The organism is Priestia sp. MDV22-iso46 (genome assembly GCF_058629175.1).
Map to the genome: position 1 here is coordinate 2,174,877 of NZ_JBZVWT010000001.1, position 20,103 is coordinate 2,194,979.

Genomic DNA, 20,103 nt, shown 5'->3' on the forward strand with positions numbered 1-20,103 from the left:
CTGCAGACGTTTACGATTCTTTAAAAAGAGATATTCGATCTAAAAATAATACAGCAGCCAGCAAATCTGCACTTCCGCCTGGAGAAGCGTTAGATGATAGAAGTATATGATCTAACGCTTCTAGCCGCTGTTTTCCCATTGATGTAGATACCCCTCCAGCTTCTAACACATTGGATGCCGCCATTTTAACCTCCTCTAACACAACCGGACCAGCACGATGCAAAATACACGTATCATCAAGGTTGGCGATTAGTGTTACTAAAGTATCAATCCTTGCTGATGTTTCATGTATGCCTAGCTTGCGAGCTTTATGTAAAGCAGGCAAGCCTATATGAATTACGTGAGGAAATCCTTGCTTCGCCTCTCCAGTTGCCCCTTTTGCGCCATACTGCTTTTTCACACGAAGTCCATTAGATGAATGCAGAGGACAAAAACGATCTGCATAACGAGCAATTTGTCCTGCAGCTTCTGTGATGGATGCAGGTGATGCTTGAATGCCGCAAACCGCTGTTGCAGACGCAAGTAGGCCTAATGCCCAAATGGCTCCTTTGTGTGTATTAACACCATCCGTAGCCGCGTACATAATTTGTTCGCCCTCGCGTCCAATTCGAGCAATTTCTTCCCTTAGCATCTGACTTGGCTGCTTTCCTTGACTATATAATGCAATCTGTAAAAAGGTCGGCTGTAAAGCATAAGCAGAAGTTAACAGCGTCTCAATATTCATATCTTGATGAGATCCAGTTGTTGCTGCATCCACAAGCCCAGGCTTAGGTGTAAGCACCGCTTCATCAACCAGAGCGGTAACTGCCATTTTAGCTATTAGACATGAGTAAAACACAGCTGGTCTTGGCTCTTCTTGAATACTTTGAATACGCATATTCCTTACCAGTTCCTAAATTTAGCAGGCGGATTATACAAGCCATCCGACCATTCTACTAAATCTTCGACACTTCTTGCTGCCAATAATGAACGCTTTGCTTCTGTACGGCGAATCTGTAAATCTTCGGGAAAAGCCACCAGGCCATCTCTGCGCATCTTTTCCACTTTATTTTGGTTATGTCGCAGGCCTATAGGTGTTACCCCTGCTACTGCTTCAAGCGCTGCTTTTCTTTCGTCCAAGCTTTGTGCTTTATATAAATAAGCAATTCCTTCTTCCGTCACAACATGCGTCACATCATCCCCGTAAATCATGACAGGAGCAGTAGCTAAGCCTGCTTGTTTTGCTACCTTTATCGCATCCAAAGACTCCACAAAAACAGGCTCATTTCCTGATTGAAAGGTTTCAACCATTTGAACAACTAGCTTTCTGCCTCTTGCTAGTTCGTGCTGCTCGTTTATCATATCCAGCCAAGCAGGCGTAGAATGTCGGCGGCCTCTAGGGTCATGCCCCATATTAGGCGCTCCGCCAAACCCTGACAAACGTCCTGATGTGACGGTAGAAGAATTTCCTTCTCCATCTATTTGCAAAGTTGATCCTACAAAAGCATCTACCGCATATTGACCAGCCACTTGACACATCGCACGGTTTGAGCGCAGGCTGCCGTCGCGTCCTGTAAAAAACACATCTGGACGCGCTGCTGTGTATTGTTCCATTCCTACTTCTCCGCCAAAGCAGTGCACGCTCTCAATCCATCCGCTTTCAATAGCCGGAATTAACGTGGGGTGAGGATTCAGAGCCCAGTGCTTGCATATTTTACCTTTCAGTCCTAACTTTTCTCCATAAGTAGGCAGCAAAAGCTCAATTGCAGCGGTATTAAAGCCAATGCCATGATTTAATGATTGTACGCTGTGGCGCTCATAGATACCTCGAATCGTCATCATAGCCATTAAAATTTGGAGTTCTGTAATATGACGAGGATCTCGCGTAAATAAAGCTTCCAATTGATAAGGCTGATCCGCCACGACGATACAATCAATCCAAGAAGCCGGAATATCAACTCGCGGAAGTTCTTCAACAAGTTCATTTACCTGCACAATAACAATTCCATCCTTAAACGCGGTTGCTTCGATAATGGTTGGTGTTTCTTCCGTATTTGCTCCTGTATATAAATTACCTTGTGCATCCGCTTTGTCAGCAGCCACTAAGGCAATGTTCGGAATTAAATCAATGAAAAGGCGTCCGTAAAGCTCTAGATATGTATGAATTTCTCCCATTTTCAACGTCTCATCTTCAATCATTTGAGACACGCGAAGGCTTTGAGCACCGGCGTACGAAAAATCAATTTTTTCAGCAATTCCTTTTTCAAATATGTCGAGATGTTCCGGACGTGAAATACTAGACATAATCATATGAAGGCCGTTTATTTTATCAGCGCTTACTTCATTCAGCGCCTTTGATAAAAAAGATGCTTGCTTTTGATTGTCTCCTTCAAGCACTACTTTATCTCCGGGTGATATAAGCAATTCTAACGCTTCAATAATGTGTGCATTACCCAATAACTTTCCTTTAAGAAGATGGTCTATTTTCGCAAGGCGAACTGCTTTTTGATCTCGGCGAGTTGTCCATGATTTTGAAGTTTTTTTTATGCCACTCATGTTCTATCTCCTTTCTGACACTTCTAAATTAATACGCTTACATTTTTTCTTTTTCCATTAAAATCAGCAAAGTTTTCATCGTAGATTCGGCTGCCGAAATAGCCCTTGCTTCAGGGAAACTCTTAGCAGCCAAATCCGTTAGCACTCTTCCTGGAGCCATTTCAATATATAATCTTGTGCCCATTTCATACATAACTTCCGTCGTATCATGCCAACGGACGGGCAGGGCAACACTCGCTGCCAAATCTTCCTTAATATCAGCAGCTTTCCATAATTTCCGAGCTTTACAATTACCTATAAAAGGAACGGCCGGGTCCTTTCCTTTCACTTCCGTTATGGTTTTTCGTAATTCACTCGAAACTCCTTCCATAAGAGGACAGTGAGAAGGCACCGTTACATGAAGCATTTTAGTTTTTCTAGCCCCTTTTTTAGATGCTTTTTCAAGAACTTTCTCAATTGCTTTTAGGGTGCCAGAAATCGTTATTTGATCAGGAGAATTTAGATTCGCTACGTACACAGGAGCTGCATCAGTTGATAGTTCATGTACAATAGAGAGAATCTGATGTTCACGCAGTCCCATCACAACCCCCATACCATAACCATCAGGATAAGCATTTTCCATCAGTTCCCCTCTTTTTTTCACAAGAAGAAGAGCTTCTTTAAAAGATAACACTTCAGATGCAACTGCTGCTCCAAACGCCCCTATAGAATGCCCTCCTACCACGTCTGGCGAGTATCCTTTGTTTTTAAACGACCTAACCGTAGCCACTCCTGCAATAAAAAGACATATCTGAACATTTTTATTACATTTTAATTTTTCTGACGAATCTAATGATAATACGTCTTGATTTAAAACCTCACTTGCTTCTTCAAACGTAGGGGATAATCCCCATTTATTTTTTATATCATGAAGCATACCAGCGTATTGTGCGCCTTGTCCTGGAAATAGAAATGCAACACTCATCGTGTTTCTCCTTTCGACTTTATATCATCCAAGGAGATAATGGATAATTTTATTATAAAGAACATAGGATCAATAACTCTAATACATATTTCTTATATATCCTATAACTTGAAATCTATATAAAAAGGGATTGAGACATAACGAAATCAATGGAATCTAAAGACGAACTAATTGGATAAAGGAGCTCATATGGGTCGCTTGTTCCATCACGGTTGACTTCCGTGCAAGACTTCGCTTTCCGCGGGCGGCCCGCGAGCCCCCCAGAGTCTTCGTCTTGTCTTCCAATCAACCGCTAGAAGCAACTACATACATAAATGCTACGTTCATCCTACCAATAAAAAAATCCGAACGAGTTAGATTCTCCATTAAGAATCTCGATTCATCGTTCGGATTTCCCTTTAACTAAACTACTTTTGTCCCAGCCTCTTTTTGCTACATATGAGACGGAAAATGCGGAAGCACTTCTTCACCAAGCTCATGTATGACTTCCTCAGCCGGACGCTTACTATCAAAAAGAGCAAAAAACAGGTGATTAACTCCTATTTCTTTATAAATAGAAAGAAGCTCAACTAATGCATTGCGCCCTGCTCGAAATCCTAAACGAATAGGCGTTGGCATTTCATTTGGATCTTCTGCCAAATCTAGATGCATAGGTTGTGTAAAAGGTTTAAAAACGCCTGGATGATAGATGTCAACCAGTTTCCTCCATTGTGTAATAGCTTCTGCTTGAAAATGGGGGTGACGAGGATAATACATCCAGCCGTCTCCATACTGTGCAAACCACTCCATATTTTGCTGACTGTATCCCGTGATCATCGTTGGAATACGTTTCGTTGGCTTAGGAACGACATTTGCTCCTTGAATGGATCCCAAAGCAGACTGGATAGATGGAAATTCTTTATTTAACGCTTCTTCTAAATAATGAAAAGCTTCTGCAAATCGCTTTCCTCTTTCTTCATGAGGAATACCTAACCCTCGAAAATCTGCTTGACGGTCTCCAGAAGATACGCCCATAATCAAACGCTCAGGAAAAAGCTGATCAATGGTTGCCATTTCTTTAGCTACGCGAAGCGGATGGCGCAAAGGCAGCACAATAGCAGCTGTACTAAGAGCAATTTCTTTTGTTTGACTGGCCAGATAAGTCAAATAAATAAGCATATCATAAATTTGACCCGTGGCTGGATCGCCAAATGATGGATCTTGAAGAAGGACATCGCGGAACCATAAGCTTGTAAATCCATATTGTTCTGCAAGCTGCGTGAGCTCTACTTGTTTCTCCATCGTAGGCGTGGCATATTGATAATTTTCAAGTGGCATATGCAAACCTAACGTTAACTCATTCTTCTTGTACATACGACGATATGCCTTATGATGTTGAAATGTAGTCATTTGCTTCCTCTCCTTTTATAGCTAAGAGATCATCGCAAAAGGCGATGATCTCTTGTTTTATTTTGCTTTTGCTTCTATTGAGCGGCTCCATGCTGTTAATAAGACCGCTCCTAAAACCATAACTCCCCCAATCCAAGGAGTATGAACAAGACCAATCGAATCAACAATCAGGCCGCCTACAAAAGAACCAATAGCAATTCCAACGTTAAATGCAGCAATATTAAGCGCAGAGGCTACGTTCACTGCTGAAGGGACATACTTTTCAGCTAAGTTCACAACCAGTACTTGCAGTCCAGGTACGTTCATAAATGCCAATAGGCCCATGGCAAAAATCGTAATTGTTCCCGCTACTTTAAACGATGCAGTAAACGATAAAATAACTAAGATAACTGCTTGAATTAAAAACATCCAAAATAATGCTTTTAACGGGTTTTTATTCGCAGCTTTTCCTCCGATCGTATTTCCGATGGCTACTGCTACACCGTATACCAGTAGCAAGATACTAACGGCACTTGGTGCGTATCCTGTTAGTTTTTCAAGAATAGGTGCTAAATACGTATAAGCTACAAACGTTCCGCCATATCCTAAGGCGGTAATAGCAAACGATAGTAAAAGCGGCCCGTTTTTCAAAATTTTCAATTGATCACTAAACTTTGCTGGCGGCGCTTCCTTTAAGTTTTTAGGCACTAAAAGAGCACTTGCAATAATGGCAATAACCCCAAGTAACGCTACTCCCCAAAATGTTGCTCTCCAGCCGAAAGCTTGTCCGATAAATGTACCAAGCGGAACACCTGTAACAGTTGCAACTGTCAAACCTGTAAACATTAAAGCAATGGCACTTGCTCGCTTATCTTCCGGCACCAAATCAGCAGCGATAGTCGCACCGATGGAAAAGAAAATCCCGTGTGAAAATGCAGTAATAATTCGTGCTATAAGCAACAGCCCAAAGCTTGTTGATAAAGCTGCTACTGAGTTTCCTACGATAAAAATAACCATCAATAGCATCAACAGTGATTTTCTGCTCATTTTACTTGTTAAAGCTGTTAATACGGGAGCTCCAAATGCAACTCCCATTGCGTATCCTGAAATTAATAATCCTGCTAGTGTAATGGAAATATTTAAATCATCTGCAAGCGATGATAATAAACCTACTGGAACAAACTCTGTAGTCCCGATTCCAAAGGCGCTAATAGCTAGCGCTAATAGCGGCAAAGCACCGCTTTTTTTACTTTGTTGTGTTTGTGAAAGTGTGTTCACTTCTTAACGCCTCCTGTTCGTTATGATAACTTCTTCATAATAGCTTCTCTTACGGCTGATTAGCTTAGGTACCTTTCATATATTCGCTAACTCGCCATCAACAATTGTTATTATGAGCGATGTAAAACCAAAGAAAAAGTACGCACTTTCAAGTGATATAGGCACCTGGAGGTTACAATAAGCGTAAATACTAAAGTCATGAACTATTGGGTATTCTAAAAAAATGCTTACACCTAGAAAATTTTGCTCTATAGTGATATGATAAACATCAGAAAAAATGCGAAAACATGCATTTGACCGTTATCTCTAGAACAAGGAGAGTTGTTAACGTGAAAAAATATAATATTCCAGTGGAAGCGGCACTAGAAGTCATTGGAGGCAAGTGGAAAGTCGTTATTCTTTGCCACTTAATTAAAGGGACAAAGCGCCCTGGAGAATTAAAAAGAATTATGCCGCGCGTTACGCAAAAAGTATTAACGCAGCAGCTTCGCGAACTTGAAGCAGACGGCATCATTGTTAGAAAAATGTACAATGAAATGCCGCCTCGAGTAGAATACTCTTTAACAGATTACGGATGGTCTTTAAAAAGCATTCTTGATTCATTATGCTCTTGGGGAGAACATCATATTGAAAAAACGTATCCTGATAAAGAAGCTGTACTTATGCAGCCTGTAGAAGAAGTCACTGTTTCTAATTAAAAAAAGCTGACTATCTAGTCAGCTTTTTCATTCCCTTACTTTCTTTGTTTTTTCAGATGATGTATATATTCAGGAGGAACCCATATGACAGAACAACTTAAAAAGAAAATTAGTCTTCAAGATGCTATCAAACAGCAGCTTGCTAATAAGAAAAATCAATCTTCAAGTAAAGCTCAAAATAGCAGCACCAATCAAGCAACCAAAAAGCTGACGAGTCAACAAACAAAAAAAACGAATAATCAGCGAAAGAGAACAGGTGTATAATGAACGGACAAAATAGAAAAGACGTAGCTCCTGGAATTGAAGTCGACATTGTTTTAAAAGCAGATCAGCGTTCTGGAAAACTTACACACGGAACGGTCAAAGACATTCTGACCAATTCAAGCTTTCACCCACACGGCATCAAAGTCCGTTTAACAGATGGACAAGTCGGACGCATAAAAGAAATTTATCCAAATTAAAAAAGCATGTATTCTACATGCTTTTTTAATTTACACTTCAAATAAATCTACTTATCATTTCCTACTTTTGTTAAAATAAAGAAGCACTGTCGTCCCCTTTCTTTCCCTTGGGAATTCACGCAAGGAAGAAAAAGGTGGTGGATAGTCTGAGACGAATCCTCAAGTCATTTTTCCTAGATGCTGAGAATGTTCAGCTCCTAACGGCTTACGTAGAGCTTTTAGGAGCCATAGTCGCTCTTATTTTGCTATTTTTCCAGTAGTAAAATAAGTAATCACCGATAAGTATCGTCTAAAAGGTTCTTCATCCATAAGGCTCGTGTACTGATTGTCTTTAGGGAATGGTGTTTGGCGGCACTTCCCTATAGTAAAAAGACAGCTTCCTTGCAGAAATGGACAAGGTGTAATCAACTACGACCGATTATGGGTGCGAGACCTTTTTCTTTATTAGCCTATGTCTTTTTTTCACTTCCCATACACAAAAATAAAAAAACCTCCGAGTTGGCGGTCTCGAAGGTTTTTTCTAGTGAATCGTTTTCGACAAATCCTCATCCGGGCTAACAAGGTTCAGATCTAATAAGATTATGTGATGAATTTCTTCACCTTACAAGCTAAACTTGTCAAAGCTAAGAATTCATTCGCTTGTTAAGAATAACTGAACGTGCGCTCCAGATTGTCATTTTTCCTAGCCTCAGTATATCATACTTGTTGACAACAGGTAAAAAAAGTGTTCGACAAAGCTTGTCAGCAGCTCTTCACCTATGTCATATTTTTCAAAACAAAAAACATTTTACAAATATGAAGGAATTTCATACTATTAGATAAAAGATACAACATAGAAGATAGAAGTATTCTGACTTGGAGAGGATTTCAATGAAGCAACCTCAGTTAGAAAAAGAAATTCGAGCCTTACAATCAGATATTTACCAATTAGCTAAAAAAACAAGCAGCTATTCTCACGGTGAGATTTTAAAATTAAGTCAAAAGCTAGATCAAAAAATTGTTAGTTACCAAAAGCTCTTTAACCGTACCAAATAAGAGCCGCGTAGGACTTTCACTTGCTATCCCTCAAGTACCATAAACTACAAATAAAACAGATATGTTTTATTCGCAATAGGTATATCTCTGCTTCCCTAATTAATAGGGAAGTTTTTTATTTAGAAAATTAAAACCTTCTCCTTTCCTTAGGTTAGTTGTCATACAAATTGGGTATCCAATCAGTAGGCCTTAAAACCTATCTAAGAAATATAAAGGAGAGAGTGCATGATGAGTAATGCTGATACTACCGAAACAAAAAAAGGCGCCGACTTACTAGTAGAAAGTTTGGCAAGTCAGAATGTGCCTTATATTTTTGGCATTCCAGGAGCCAAAATTGATGGCGTATTTGATGTTTTGAAAGAAAAAGGACCAGAAGTAATTGTTTGCCGCCATGAACAAAATGCTGCGTTTATGGCAGCTGCTATGGGAAGACTGACAGGTACGCCGGGCGTTTGCCTTGTCACATCAGGTCCAGGTGCCGCTAACTTAGCCACTGGCCTTGTCACTGCTACTTCTGAAGGTGATCCAGTGGTAGCCCTAGCAGGAGCCGTTCCAAGAGCAGATCGATTAAAAAAGACGCATCAATCAATGGATAATGAAGGACTATTTAAATCTATCGCCAAATTCAGCGTTGAGGTAGAAGACGCTGCAAACGTTCCAGAAGTGATAACAGACGCCTTTCGCGAAGCTGTTTCTTCTCCTTCAGGAGCATCTTTTGTCAGCTTGCCGCAGGATGTAATGGATAACGAAACATCAGCTTCCACTCTATCCGTTTTAAAAGCTCCTACGATTGGCGCTGCTAATTTAGACGCTGTTGCCCAAGCTATACACACTATTCGCACAGCAAAACTACCTGTTTTACTTTTAGGTATGAGAGCAAGTAAATCTAAAGCAGTGGAATCAATCCGTCAGCTTATAGCAGAACATGACCTTCCTGTGGTGGAAACGTTCCAAGGTGCGGGAGCTGTTTCACGAGAGCTTGAAACTCACTTTTTTGGGCGAGTAGGTCTTTTTCGCAATCAGCCTGGAGACGTGTTATTGAAGCATGCTGACGTCGTCTTAACAATCGGATATGACCCAGTTGAATACCCTCCTTCTCTTTGGAACTCAGAAAGTCAAAGAAGCATTATTCATTTAGATGATTTACAAGCACAAGCTGACCACCATTATCAGCCGGAAATTGAGTTAGTAGGGGATATTCCAAGCACAATTGACATATTAGCGGATAAACTCCCACATTTAATACGTTCAAAAGAAAGTGCTTCTTTTTTAAAAACGCTAAAAAGCAAACTTGAACAACCTGACGATCAGTACGAGTTTTCTAATGACACTCACCTTCATCCCCTACAATTAATTGAAGCTCTGCAGAACTTTGTTGAAGATGATACTACCATCACATGTGACGTTGGTTCGCATTACATATGGATGGCTCGTTATTTTCGTTCCTATGAACCTCAGCATTTACTATTCAGCAACGGCATGCAGACACTAGGTGTTGCTTTGCCTTGGGCTATTTCAGCTGCACTCGTTCGCCCCCATAAAAAAGTTCTGTCCATGTCTGGAGACGGCGGGTTTTTATTTTCAGCTATGGAGCTCGAGACAGCCGTTCGGTTAAACTTACCAATTGTTCACATTATCTGGAACGATCAAACCTACGATATGGTTGGCTTTCAACAGCAGATTAAATATGGCCGAAAATCTGCAGTAGAGTTTGGCAGTGTAGACTTTGTTACGCTTGCTGAAAGTTTTGGTGCCAAAGGATTTAGAGTTAACTCACCAGAAGAATTTTCGGACACTCTAGCAAGCGCTTTTCGTGAACAGGGCCCCGTTATCATCGATGTTCCTGTAGATTATAAAGATAATGAAAAATTAAATACACAGCTACTGCCAGATCAAATTAACTGAAAGGACTGAGTAAAGAATGAGCAATAAAGAAAAATTAACGATTCACCAAACTTCCACTATGATCGCTTTATTAGACGGAGTATTTGACGGTGTTGTCACATACAAGGATTTAGCTAAGAAAGGGGATTTCGGCATTGGTACGTTTAATCAATTGGATGGTGAAATGATTGCCTTTGACGGAGAATTTTATCATATTGCTGATGGTAAAGCCGCACCTATTAGTGAAGATGCAAAAACACCTTTTGCCATTATGACAACCTTTTATGAAGATATCTCTTATCGTGTAGAAAAGGAAATGAATCGTGAACAACTAGAAACCTTAATGAACGAACTTATTCCTAGCCCCAATTTATTCTATGCAGTTCGCATTGACGGCAAGTTTAAAGAAGTAAAAACTCGCACGGTTGCAAAGCAAGAAAAGCCCTATCCTTCTATGGTAGATGCGGCTGCTGATCAGCCTACATTTACATCTTCAGATGTAAATGGAACACTAGCAGGTTTTTACACGCCAGAATATTCTTCAGGCATCGGTGTTCCCGGCTACCACCTGCACTTTATTGATGAATATAAAAAAGAAGGGGGGCATGTTTTAGATGTCTCCGTTCAGGATGTTACAATTCAAATCTGCAAAAAAACGAAATTAAATCTCAATTTATCGGAAACAAGTGAATTTTTAAGTGCTAATTTAGAAGACCATGATGTAGAAGAAGAAATTGCCACGGCTGAATAAACAACCATACTTTTACTGATAAAAAAACGCTCATCGTCACGCATGACGATGAGCGTTTTTTATTTAATCGCGTTCAGGCTTCATTTCTAGCACAACACAGAAACCTTCCGCCTATACGTAAAAGGAGCCCGTGTCTTTTAAAACATAGAAAAATGGTATTTCAGTCTCTTTTAGACATCTAGCCATTCGATCCTTAAAGTTATCTAATTTAATTATATTTTTTGCTTCTTCTAACGTAAAATATCCCACATCCTGCGTTTCATTGGAGACAGAAATTTTTCCGCTAATCGCTTTTCCCTTTAATAAAATAACAGTAGTAGATCGTTTAACATCTTGTTCTACTCCTAGAAAGTTGGTCACTTCAATAACAATTCCAGATTCTTCTTTAACTTCTCGTATCCCCGCATCTTTTATTGATTCACCTGCTTCAACAAAACCGCCTGGAAATTCCCATCCCCGTCTATGGTTCTTGACTAGAAGCACGTGATGATCTTGATTTACCACCATAACTGCTACAGCTAATTTTTGATTCAACTTTTTCTCACTCTCCTTTTAAAGCTTTAAGATATTGTTCAAGAAGGTGAAGAAATCTTTCTATATCTCTATATGTGATATCACCAATATTTGCTATTCGAAACGTTTCTAATTTATCAATTTTACCAGGATAAATGGTGAATCCTTGTTTATAAAAAAAATCATGCATAATATCAAAATTATACTTTCTATTGGAAGGCTCGATGATAGAGGTAATAATTTTAGAATGATGTGTTTCAGGAACCAAATAGGTTAACCCAAGCCGAGTAATTCCATCCGTTAAAGTAGTCCATGATTTTGAGTAGCGTTCATATCGTTTCTCAATTCCCTCCCACTGAGTTTCTATAATTGCCTGCTTTAAGGCGTACATAGTCTGAACAGGAGGAGTAAAACGCATTTGTTTATTCATTTGGAAATATCGATACTGATCATATAAATGAAGATAAAGGTTACGAGGCTTTATTTGCTCCGTTTTTTCTAAACGGTCTTTATTTGCTATAACAAACGACACGCCTGCCATTCCTTGAAGGTTCTTATTTGCACTTGCGGCCAGATAGCTTATATTCATTTTTTGCATGTCAATTGGAACAGCTGCATACGAACTCATTGCATCCACAATCATTTCGATATTTTTCACTGCACAAAATTCCCCAATTTGTTCAATATCATTAAGAAGCCCCGTGGAAGTTTCACAGTGAACAAGCGCCAGATAGGAAACGTTCGTTGAAATCTTTTTTATAAAAATTTTTAAGTCGTTCATATCAATAGCCTGCTGGGCGGAGCTTTTATATTCTAAATAATTCAGTCCATAAATTTCAGCGATTTTACACATTCTTTCACCGTATGGACCATTATTGATAATAACAACCGTACCGTTATCAATTACTGAACTTAAAATCGATTCCACTGCCGCCGTTCCAGATCCGCCGAATAATACCGTAGTATACTTCTCTGGATTCCCAACAAATTTTGTTAGTTCAGCAGAGATAAATTCCATTATCTCTCCAAATTGTTTTTCTCTCGGGCAAATGTCCTCCACTATTTGAGCATATTTGACGGTATCTGTTGTAGTTGCCGGTCCGGGGTTTAGGAGTATATTTCTCTTAACTGTATGTGGAATACCTTCTCGAGCTTTAATAATCGGATAAACAATAGTAGTTGCTCTTGCCCAGTGATCTTCATCATCCACTTCACACCATGCCAAATTATCCAGTTTATGAACATACACATTTGCTTTTTCGGAAATTTTAACGAGGCCATATTCATAATCGATCGTTTGATTAAACTGAAACAGCGTATTTGCTTCATCACAAAGTCTCTGAAATGTAGCATAAGAGAGTTTGGTTAAACCAACTAGTTCTGCATAGATACTATTCAACTCTTCTTTTTGTTTTGACATATTCTTAAGGTTATTATCTTCATCAGCTTCAATATAAACTTCATCGCCAGCACCGTTCAATTTACTCGCTAGTATGACATCTGATCTCGAATGATTTACTAATGTTTCCAACGCATTCTTTTCATAAATTACATCCGATTCCAATAGTAAAAAATCTTCTTTAATATAATTTTTAAATTGATACAGCGTAAACAGACTTCCTGTTGTTTCGTATCTAGAATTATAAACACATTTTATTTGAGGATATCTAACCATTAGCTTTTCATATTCTTCTTTCATATAACCTGTTCCAATAAAAATCGTTTTGACTCCTGCTTCTATTAACTTCGAAATGGAATGTTCAATAATCGATTTTTCATCAATCATCAAAAAACCTTTAGGGCGGTTTCCAGCTCTTTTACGAATCCTGCTCCCCATCCCTGCAGCTAGAATAACAGCTGTTTTAATCATCTAAAAACACCTGCAGTCTTTCTCTGACTTCATAAGGCTTCATTTCAGGACGCCCCAGGTTCTTTTTAGATCCTTTCGCTATTTTAAGATATAAAAACGTTAATTTTTTATCACTTTTCCACTGTTTGATATACGTCTCTAACTCATGTAAGTTATGAACATGAATGGAATTTTGATACCCACAGGAAGAAGCAATATCTACAAAATTAATGTTATGAGAGACCGTATGTTGTCCCCCTGTAGAATCATGGGTTTGATTGTCTAAAAGAATGTGTAATAAATTTGCTGGACAGTAGTATCCGTTGGTTGCTAGATTTCCCATGCGCATAAGCAACGCTCCGTCTCCATCAATTGTAATGATGTTCTTTTCATTTCTGCTCAAAGCTAAGCCTAAACCAATGGAACTAACGCACCCCATAGATCCAACCATATAAAAATTATTTCTTGCGTCTTCTATTTCGTAAAGCTCTCTTCCTGTTTTTCCTGTAGCGGCCAATTGAATAGTATCGTTGTCTTTTAATGAATTAACTACTTGTAATGCCTCATACCTTGAAGGTAACTCGTCGGTTGTTATCTGTTCACTTTTCATTTTAGGAGTAACGTTTTTTATTGATTTTTCTAAAAGCTTAACTGGCTCAAACGTTCCTTTTTTTACAATAAAGAAGTAGCTTTCATTATTTTCCACAGCTTGATTAGCCCGCTGTAATTGTTTTTTAACTTCCGCAAAATCAAAAGATAAATATTCCCATTTTATTTTCATCGTATTTAGTAGGGCAGGAGTAATTTCTCCCATTAATTCATGCTGTGGTTCATCTGGACATCCAGGTTCTCCGCGAAAACTGACAAATCCAAGGACAGGAATTTTAAACGGATGAATAAGAGAGGTTAAAGGGGAAACAGCATTTGCTAATCCGGAGTTCTGCATTAAAACAACCGCTTTGTTGCCAGCAATTGATGCCCCAGCAGCAATCGCTACCGCTTCTCCTTCGTTTGCTGCTGCAACATATTCACATTCGTTGATAGCGTAGTTAATAAGATGTTTAAGATAGGAACAAGGAACCCCGCTATAAAATTGAAAACCTAGTTTTTTTAATTGAGTTCCAAATACGGACGTACTAATCATTTTTCCCACCATCTTTTTGAATCTTTGTATACGTTTCGGTATCTATCCATGACCCCATCGTATATTTAACAGCAACTGGGTGAATTAGATTAATATAATTAAAGAAATCAGAAAACGTGAGCTGAGCAAAATCTTTTCTTTGTGCCAGTTCTTCCAAAGCTTTTTTTACAACCTCAGTGCCTTTTCCAGAAACTTTCCAAAGACCAATGAATTCACCATGAATGTTGTTAGAGTTTGGATTGCACGACATTTGAATCAAGTCTACTGTTTTAGAATACAGCTGCTTGGAATAGGGAAGTTTAGCAGTTACATAAGATGTTTGATTCCCTTTTAACTCATAATCAGCTCCTGCTACGATAGTGATATCGCCACTTTCATGAATTAACTCCTCAAAAACATGTGTTTTATATACGATGTTACTATCGCTTATTAAAGTAGCCGTTCCTAGCTTATCTCTTGCAGCATAGAGATGATATAATTCTCCTTTATTAGGAAACGCCTTATCTTCCATAGCTTTGTTGGAACCTGCTTTTATACTATTTGTCACGCCGACTTTTTTTAACTGATTTATCTGCTCGGTTATCAAAGCTTCATTTGCTGATTCTTTTACCAGAATCATAGCGTTCGTGCTATGATTGGCAGAGCTTAAATAAAGTTTCTCTGCCATATCGAGCTCTTCAGCTTTTTGAAGACGGAAAACTTCCTCAAGCGGAGAGACATTTTTTTCTACATTAATCAAACTTTTATCGCAATAAATCTGAGCGGACGTTTTTTGCATAGCTGTAATGGAAGATCTTAAGTTATGGTTGGCCCAAATGCTCAAGCTAATTCCTAAATCACTAAATTTATCAGTTGGAACCGAATAATATTTGGTTGGAACAATAATAACCGGAAGCCTGTTTCCCCACTCTTTCATAAAAGCTTCAATCTCTGTCATATCTGACCTTTTACTATGAATCAAAACGGCGTCGGTTCCTGCTTGGCGATAAGCTTCTGCACGCTTTAAAGCTTCCTTCAGCCCCCACCCTGCAATAAAAGCTTCTACACGCGATACCACTACAAAATCTTCGTCATTTTGGCTATCTTTCATTGCTTTAATTTTGCCGCAAAATTCATTAATATCTGCAAGCGGCTGTGCTTCACCTTTAATAAATGAGTTTGTTTTTGGAAACAATTTATCTTCAATACATACGCCTGGAATGTCTCGCTGCTCCAATTTCTTAACTAATCTTCTTGCATTATTAAAGTTCCCATAGCCTGTATCACCATCAAGAAGAATTGGAACGGACGTTGCGTCACTCATAAACTCTAAGATGTCTAACACCTGTGTCCATGAAGCCTCGTTATTATCTCTTACACCCAGTGCTGCAGATAATGACAGGCCGCTGGCCCATATCCCTTTGAACCCTGCTTCTTCTACAATCTTGGCAGATAGCGCACTGTGAGCCTCCATAATAAACTCTAGCTGTTTACTTTCTATCAACTCTCTTAGCTGTTTAGTCTTCTTCATGTCTATCCTCCTTTTACTCTTCGTTGTCTGGAATAAGTTTATTTCTTAATTCTTTAAAAGTAGGTTTTGTCATAACACGGTGCGTTACTTTTAATAAAATTATTGTATTTTCATTTAAATATGGAGCTAGCACATTGTATACTTCATCACCAGTCTTGCAAAAATAGACTTTATTAGGGTCCATTCCACATTTTAAAGCTCCTGTTCCAATAGCTTTTGCTTCATCTCCTACTACAACTAGAATGTCAATTTTGGATTCCGCTGCTTTTTTTCCCATATCTTCATATTGTTTAATTGCATATGGTCCTTCTCCTAGTTGAGGCATGTAGCCTAATAAAGCGATAGACTGTTTCTCTTTTGACATATCACTAAGAACTCCAAGAGCTGTAGCCATCGATAAAGGTGAAGAGTTCCATGTGTCGTTAATTACCGTACATTCATTCAGTCCTCTTTTAAATTCCAAATGTTCTTCTACTTGTTCAAATAAGCTAAGTCTTTGTATGGCAACGGAAATATCAACGCCCACATAAAATACTGCAGCAATGGCTGCCAGTGCATTATACACATTATGTTCACCATATCCAGGGATAAAGGCATCGTACTCTTTGTTTTGGTACTTTAAAGTGAAAGCCATTCCTCCCTTAGCATATTTAATATCTTTTGCTTGAAATTGGGAATCATCACCTTTACCTATATATACAACACCTTGAAGATGACTAACATCAAGCACTCTCTTAATATTTTCATCATCTGCGTTTAAAATCAAAATGCCGCTATTTGGATCTAAGCCTTCTACAATTTCGGCTTTTGCTTTCATATATTCTTCAGGTGTTTCACAATCAGCGAGATGGTGCACGCCTATATTTAATAGAATTCGTATTTGTGGCTGAAAGTAGCGACACGCAACTTTTAAATAGCCCGGATAAGCGACCGGCATTTCAAAAACAGCTACTTCTGTCGTATCATCAATACCTGTTAAATAACGTAGATTTACAGACATAGAATTCATACTCATCCACGTAGCTTTCACTTTATAATCTTCAATTAATATTTGTCGGATCATCTCTTTCGTGGTCGTTTTTCCACAAGTTCCTGTAACACCAATAACAGGAAGATCAAAAAGTCCTCGGTAGTATTCGATAAATTTCCAATAAGCCTCTTCTAATTGAGCTGTTTTAACAAGAATAATATTTCCCTCTAAGTTCGTGCACAGCTCAGGGTGATCTGTTATAACGACAATTGAATGATTTTCTTTCCAATACTTCCCTCTAATCGGTTCTCTATCTAAATGAAAGATGAGTGTATGATCCTCTATATCCTTTTTAGCGTAGTTTATAGCATGTTTAATAACAGGATTTCCTGATCCATAACAAAGGTCTCCCCCCGTTTGTTTAAGGATTTTATTTAATGTGAAGTGCTTCATGTTAAATCCTCCTTTTCTTCTTCGTAGCCAGCCAGTGAAGACGCATAATTGAGCAGGCGAATCCCCGCCAAAGTACGCAGCTTGTAGGCTCTAATTTGTGAGAATAGACTATCTGGTTTTGCATTTATTTCAAGTAACTTTATGGAACCGTACTGATCTATACATAAATCTACCGCCAGCTCCCCAAAAGGACCCACTTTCTCCTCTACTGTTGCAACAATATTTTTAGATATTTTAGCTAATTGGTTTATAATGAGCCTTCTGTCTGTTGGATCGGGATATAAACTGTTTAATATTTTACTGAGGCGCATATTCGTTTCAGAATCTTCCGTTAGCACATCTTCACCAGTGAGACGCGCAACCATACCCGTTCGAAGCCAAATTTGCTTTTCATTTTTTTGCATATAAACCCGTATTTCTAAATTTTTATCTTTATGCTGTTTTCTGCGAATTCCTTCTTGAACAAGATAAGGATTGTTTTTCATCAAAGGAGAGAGCAAAGTAAATAATTCTTCCATATTACTGAATTGATGCAGCTCTTTTTTATTAAGATCAAACCAAAAGATGCCTGTTGGTCGGCGAACGATACGCATGACTCCTTTACTTAAGGCCCCGCCAAGCGGTTTTAAATAGACTTCTCCGTAGCTATCAAGCATTTCTGCAATGTCAGCAGATTTTTGTACGAGACGTGACTCTGGAAGAAATTCTTCATATTCTTTCATAAGAAGTTCATATGTTGCCCACTTATCTCCCGTGAGCTGAAACAAATTTGAAGAATTAACAAAAGGAATTTTATAAATCGCCTGAAGTTTTGCCCTTACTTCATCTATTAAAATATTTTTTCTACTATCTATGAAATAACGGTCATAGATAACAGCAGGAAAAGGAAAAAGCCCTTCACCGTTAATGGTTGTTCCTTTAACCAATTTTTTCTCCCAATCAATATCTTCGGGTTCAAACACATATACAAGCATTCGCTTTTCATTTGCTAAGCGACATAGATGATGGAAATAGGTTGTTTGTCTTTCAAAAGGACGGTTAGCAAGAATGCCAATGATAGGACCTAAAGTTATGATGCCTTCTGAAGCTGATAGCTTGGGGCACCAATCTTTCGGGAGAGATAGTTTATCACGGAGAGATTTAGAGAGTTGAACCATATTTGGATGGCGAAATGAAAAAGGATAAGAATGAACAGTTGCAGTTGATATTGCCTTTCCTGCACTAACCATCGTAGACTGCCCCTCTTTGAGGCCGTATTTTAAACGGAGCTTTTTGGGGATTTGGATAATATGTCCGCGGTCATAGATTTCTTTAGAAATCGTTACATTCCAATTCCGGCGAATATCATTTGATTCATCACAAGGAATTTCTTTTTCTATCATTTCAAATAGAAAAGATAGTTCATTTTGATAGTGTGGATAGCTGGATGTTTTCATAAGATTGGCTTTGATATCTTTCCACATTCGTTTAAGAAAGATTTTATTCCCTTGATAGTAGGCACGCTGCGTAAGTGGATGAAATAAAAATTCGCTTTTTAATTCATGATGATGGGTAGCAACTAGCTGAGCAAGAGCTAAAGTGGAGAGAGTAATTCTAGGGTCGATAATCCAAGAGCTTAAAGTTAAATACTCAAATCCATACGATTTCTCACGATAGCGTCCAAGACCTCCATGGTTCGTTTTCCGTCTGAGTTTAGCGGTCTTAGATTCTTCTATCAGCGCTACTGGAATAGCAAGGTAGTGGTCAAGAGCTCTTAATAAGGATAAAGAAAGCGGAATACCAAAATGAATATGTCCTCCACATTGATACCCTGAAAACGGCATGCTGCCTGCCCGAAAATGAATATTTTCATATGGTACCTGTGCAGATGCTTTTTCTATTAACTTTTGGATATTCTCAAATAGTTCTGTTGATGAATTTGCTTTTTCAGGCCTAACTTCTACTAATGCATACTCACCGCTATCTTGCTCTATTTGTCTTTCATCACAGCCTACCGGACCTTCAACAGAAAAAAAAGTAGAAGCTGGTAGAAGCTCTCCATCACAACTTAACATAAACTCAACGTCAGCACCCATGCTAAAAGGAACGCTAGGCTTTAATGGATTTTCTATCCATTCACTTTCTGATGAGTTAATATCTGTGACGATACACTCTCCATTTTCTAATACCCCCATTTTGACAAAGCCGCTTTTAGCTCCCGTTACGTAGAGCGCTCGAATGGCTACGTTCACCAGCATTTCCGGTACATCCATGCCGTTTACCTGTTCTAATTTCCAGCCGAAGGCTTGCGTTCGAATGGGTATTTCATTAAATACAACATGTTCACTGGTCACTACTTGTACTGTTTTTACGCTCAGTCCTTCTACTTCTAGACAATATTCTTTGTCTATTGCATATATTTTCGTAAAATAGTCATATCCTTCATATATTGCTTGATCCTTTGTATTTACGATAACAATATCTCTTCCGCTATGGTGACCATACTTCCTCCCTATCACTGGATATGAACAGGTTTTGGGGTCAACTAATTCAACAGACGGTATATTATTCAGATTAAGAGTTTGCAACGTCATTTCTTTATCAGATAATATCCCTAACTCTTCTCTCATTGGATCCATTTTAAAGCCTCCTAATTAGAACTTTCTATCGTATTTTGCTACTTTAATGCCCTATAACAATAATCAGCTACT

General features: G+C 38.7%; 17 protein-coding genes. 6 read left to right on the top strand and 11 right to left on the bottom strand.

Annotated elements, in window-relative coordinates; all coding sequences use genetic code 11:
• Positions 1–10 precede the first annotated feature (10 nt).
• The 5 genes from AC4NPH_RS11025 to AC4NPH_RS11045 form a co-directional block, all read right to left on the bottom strand.
• Positions 11–877: a triphosphoribosyl-dephospho-CoA synthase gene (locus AC4NPH_RS11025; RefSeq protein ID WP_029324813.1), complete on the bottom strand. Its 867-nt coding sequence runs from the start codon at positions 875–877 to the stop codon at positions 11–13.
• Positions 878–882: 5 nt separating this feature from the next.
• Complete coding sequence (gene mdcA / locus AC4NPH_RS11030) at positions 883–2,535, bottom strand: malonate decarboxylase subunit alpha (RefSeq protein ID WP_064471322.1); 1,653 nt, start codon at positions 2,533–2,535, stop codon at positions 883–885.
• A 37-nt stretch (positions 2,536–2,572) separates the two neighbouring features.
• On the bottom strand, positions 2,573–3,499 hold the full coding sequence (gene mdcH, locus AC4NPH_RS11035) for a malonate decarboxylase subunit epsilon (protein ID WP_053486855.1): 927 nt from the start codon (positions 3,497–3,499) through the stop codon (positions 2,573–2,575).
• A gap of 432 nt (positions 3,500–3,931) precedes the next feature.
• Positions 3,932–4,888 carry an LLM class oxidoreductase gene (locus tag AC4NPH_RS11040; protein ID WP_013055502.1) on the bottom strand — a complete coding sequence of 319 codons (957 nt, stop codon included), beginning with the start codon at positions 4,886–4,888 and terminating at the stop codon, positions 3,932–3,934.
• A gap of 57 nt (positions 4,889–4,945) precedes the next feature.
• Positions 4,946–6,145, bottom strand: a complete 1,200-nt coding sequence (locus tag AC4NPH_RS11045; RefSeq protein WP_014461498.1) for an MFS transporter — start codon at positions 6,143–6,145, stop codon at positions 4,946–4,948.
• A gap of 329 nt (positions 6,146–6,474) precedes the next feature.
• Between AC4NPH_RS11045 and AC4NPH_RS11050 the strand changes: the two genes are divergently transcribed.
• The 6 genes from AC4NPH_RS11050 (at position 6,475) to budA (ending at position 10,974) form a co-directional block, all read left to right on the top strand.
• The gene (locus AC4NPH_RS11050; protein WP_013055500.1) at positions 6,475–6,843 is read left to right on the top strand and encodes a winged helix-turn-helix transcriptional regulator; all 369 of its coding nucleotides are present in this window, start codon (positions 6,475–6,477) and stop codon (positions 6,841–6,843) included.
• 84 nt (positions 6,844–6,927) lie between these two features.
• Positions 6,928–7,107, top strand: a complete 180-nt coding sequence (locus tag AC4NPH_RS11055; protein ID WP_013055499.1) for a hypothetical protein — start codon at positions 6,928–6,930, stop codon at positions 7,105–7,107.
• Positions 7,107–7,304 carry a YwbE family protein gene (locus AC4NPH_RS11060; RefSeq protein WP_013055498.1) on the top strand — a complete coding sequence of 66 codons (198 nt, stop codon included), beginning with the start codon at positions 7,107–7,109 and terminating at the stop codon, positions 7,302–7,304. Before AC4NPH_RS11055 ends, AC4NPH_RS11060 begins: the two co-directional genes overlap by 1 nt.
• An 870-nt stretch (positions 7,305–8,174) precedes the next feature.
• A complete protein-coding gene (locus tag AC4NPH_RS11065; RefSeq protein WP_078081481.1) occupies positions 8,175–8,339 on the top strand; it encodes an aspartyl-phosphate phosphatase Spo0E family protein in 165 nt (54 codons plus the stop codon).
• 225 nt (positions 8,340–8,564) lie between these two features.
• Positions 8,565–10,244 (top strand): acetolactate synthase AlsS, encoded by a 1,680-nt coding sequence (gene alsS / locus AC4NPH_RS11070; RefSeq protein WP_082611872.1) that lies wholly within the window; start codon positions 8,565–8,567, stop codon positions 10,242–10,244.
• Positions 10,245–10,260: 16 nt separating this feature from the next.
• Complete coding sequence (gene budA / locus AC4NPH_RS11075; RefSeq protein WP_013055496.1) at positions 10,261–10,974, top strand: acetolactate decarboxylase; 714 nt, start codon at positions 10,261–10,263, stop codon at positions 10,972–10,974.
• Between the two features lie 111 nt (positions 10,975–11,085).
• Here the strand turns inward: budA and AC4NPH_RS11080 are convergent, their stop codons facing one another.
• The 6 genes from AC4NPH_RS11080 to AC4NPH_RS11105 are packed head-to-tail and all read right to left on the bottom strand — an operon-like array spanning position 11,086 to position 20,031.
• Positions 11,086–11,508 carry an NUDIX hydrolase gene (locus AC4NPH_RS11080; protein WP_013055495.1) on the bottom strand — a complete coding sequence of 141 codons (423 nt, stop codon included), beginning with the start codon at positions 11,506–11,508 and terminating at the stop codon, positions 11,086–11,088.
• 7 nt (positions 11,509–11,515) lie between these two features.
• Positions 11,516–13,357 (bottom strand): 2-aminoethylphosphonate aminotransferase, encoded by a 1,842-nt coding sequence (locus AC4NPH_RS11085; protein WP_097813381.1) that lies wholly within the window; start codon positions 13,355–13,357, stop codon positions 11,516–11,518.
• Positions 13,350–14,480 carry a phosphonopyruvate decarboxylase gene (aepY, locus tag AC4NPH_RS11090; protein WP_063670581.1) on the bottom strand — a complete coding sequence of 377 codons (1,131 nt, stop codon included), beginning with the start codon at positions 14,478–14,480 and terminating at the stop codon, positions 13,350–13,352. The genes AC4NPH_RS11085 and aepY overlap by 8 nt, the downstream gene beginning before the upstream one ends.
• Positions 14,473–15,990: a phosphoenolpyruvate mutase gene (aepX, locus tag AC4NPH_RS11095; RefSeq protein WP_013055492.1), complete on the bottom strand. Its 1,518-nt coding sequence runs from the start codon at positions 15,988–15,990 to the stop codon at positions 14,473–14,475. The genes aepY and aepX overlap by 8 nt, the downstream gene beginning before the upstream one ends.
• 13 nt (positions 15,991–16,003) lie before the next feature.
• The gene (locus AC4NPH_RS11100) at positions 16,004–17,413 is read right to left on the bottom strand and encodes a Mur ligase family protein (protein WP_061859574.1); all 1,410 of its coding nucleotides are present in this window, start codon (positions 17,411–17,413) and stop codon (positions 16,004–16,006) included.
• Positions 17,410–20,031, bottom strand: a complete 2,622-nt coding sequence (locus tag AC4NPH_RS11105) for a putative amidoligase domain-containing protein (protein WP_097813382.1) — start codon at positions 20,029–20,031, stop codon at positions 17,410–17,412. The genes AC4NPH_RS11100 and AC4NPH_RS11105 overlap by 4 nt, the downstream gene beginning before the upstream one ends.
• Between the last annotated feature and the right edge of the window lie 72 nt (positions 20,032–20,103).

What these genes read in the sequence shown, in the direction of transcription:
- AC4NPH_RS11025 (WP_029324813.1), bottom strand. Translation starts at nt 877, where the DNA reads ATGCGTATTCAAAGTATTCAAGAAGAGCCAAGACCAGCTGTGTTTTAC.
- mdcA (WP_064471322.1), bottom strand. Translation starts at nt 2,535, where the DNA reads ATGAGTGGCATAAAAAAAACTTCAAAATCATGGACAACTCGCCGAGAT.
- mdcH (WP_053486855.1), bottom strand. Translation starts at nt 3,499, where the DNA reads ATGAGTGTTGCATTTCTATTTCCAGGACAAGGCGCACAATACGCTGGT.
- AC4NPH_RS11040 (WP_013055502.1), bottom strand. Translation starts at nt 4,888, where the DNA reads ATGACTACATTTCAACATCATAAGGCATATCGTCGTATGTACAAGAAG.
- AC4NPH_RS11055 (WP_013055499.1), top strand. Translation starts at nt 6,928, where the DNA reads ATGACAGAACAACTTAAAAAGAAAATTAGTCTTCAAGATGCTATCAAA.
- AC4NPH_RS11060 (WP_013055498.1), top strand. Translation starts at nt 7,107, where the DNA reads ATGAACGGACAAAATAGAAAAGACGTAGCTCCTGGAATTGAAGTCGAC.
- AC4NPH_RS11065 (WP_078081481.1), top strand. Translation starts at nt 8,175, where the DNA reads ATGAAGCAACCTCAGTTAGAAAAAGAAATTCGAGCCTTACAATCAGAT.
- alsS (WP_082611872.1), top strand. Translation starts at nt 8,565, where the DNA reads ATGATGAGTAATGCTGATACTACCGAAACAAAAAAAGGCGCCGACTTA.
- budA (WP_013055496.1), top strand. Translation starts at nt 10,261, where the DNA reads ATGAGCAATAAAGAAAAATTAACGATTCACCAAACTTCCACTATGATC.
- AC4NPH_RS11085 (WP_097813381.1), bottom strand. Translation starts at nt 13,357, where the DNA reads ATGATTAAAACAGCTGTTATTCTAGCTGCAGGGATGGGGAGCAGGATT.
- aepY (WP_063670581.1), bottom strand. Translation starts at nt 14,480, where the DNA reads ATGATTAGTACGTCCGTATTTGGAACTCAATTAAAAAAACTAGGTTTT.
- aepX (WP_013055492.1), bottom strand. Translation starts at nt 15,990, where the DNA reads ATGAAGAAGACTAAACAGCTAAGAGAGTTGATAGAAAGTAAACAGCTA.
- AC4NPH_RS11100 (WP_061859574.1), bottom strand. Translation starts at nt 17,413, where the DNA reads ATGAAGCACTTCACATTAAATAAAATCCTTAAACAAACGGGGGGAGAC.
- AC4NPH_RS11105 (WP_097813382.1), bottom strand. Translation starts at nt 20,031, where the DNA reads ATGGATCCAATGAGAGAAGAGTTAGGGATATTATCTGATAAAGAAATG.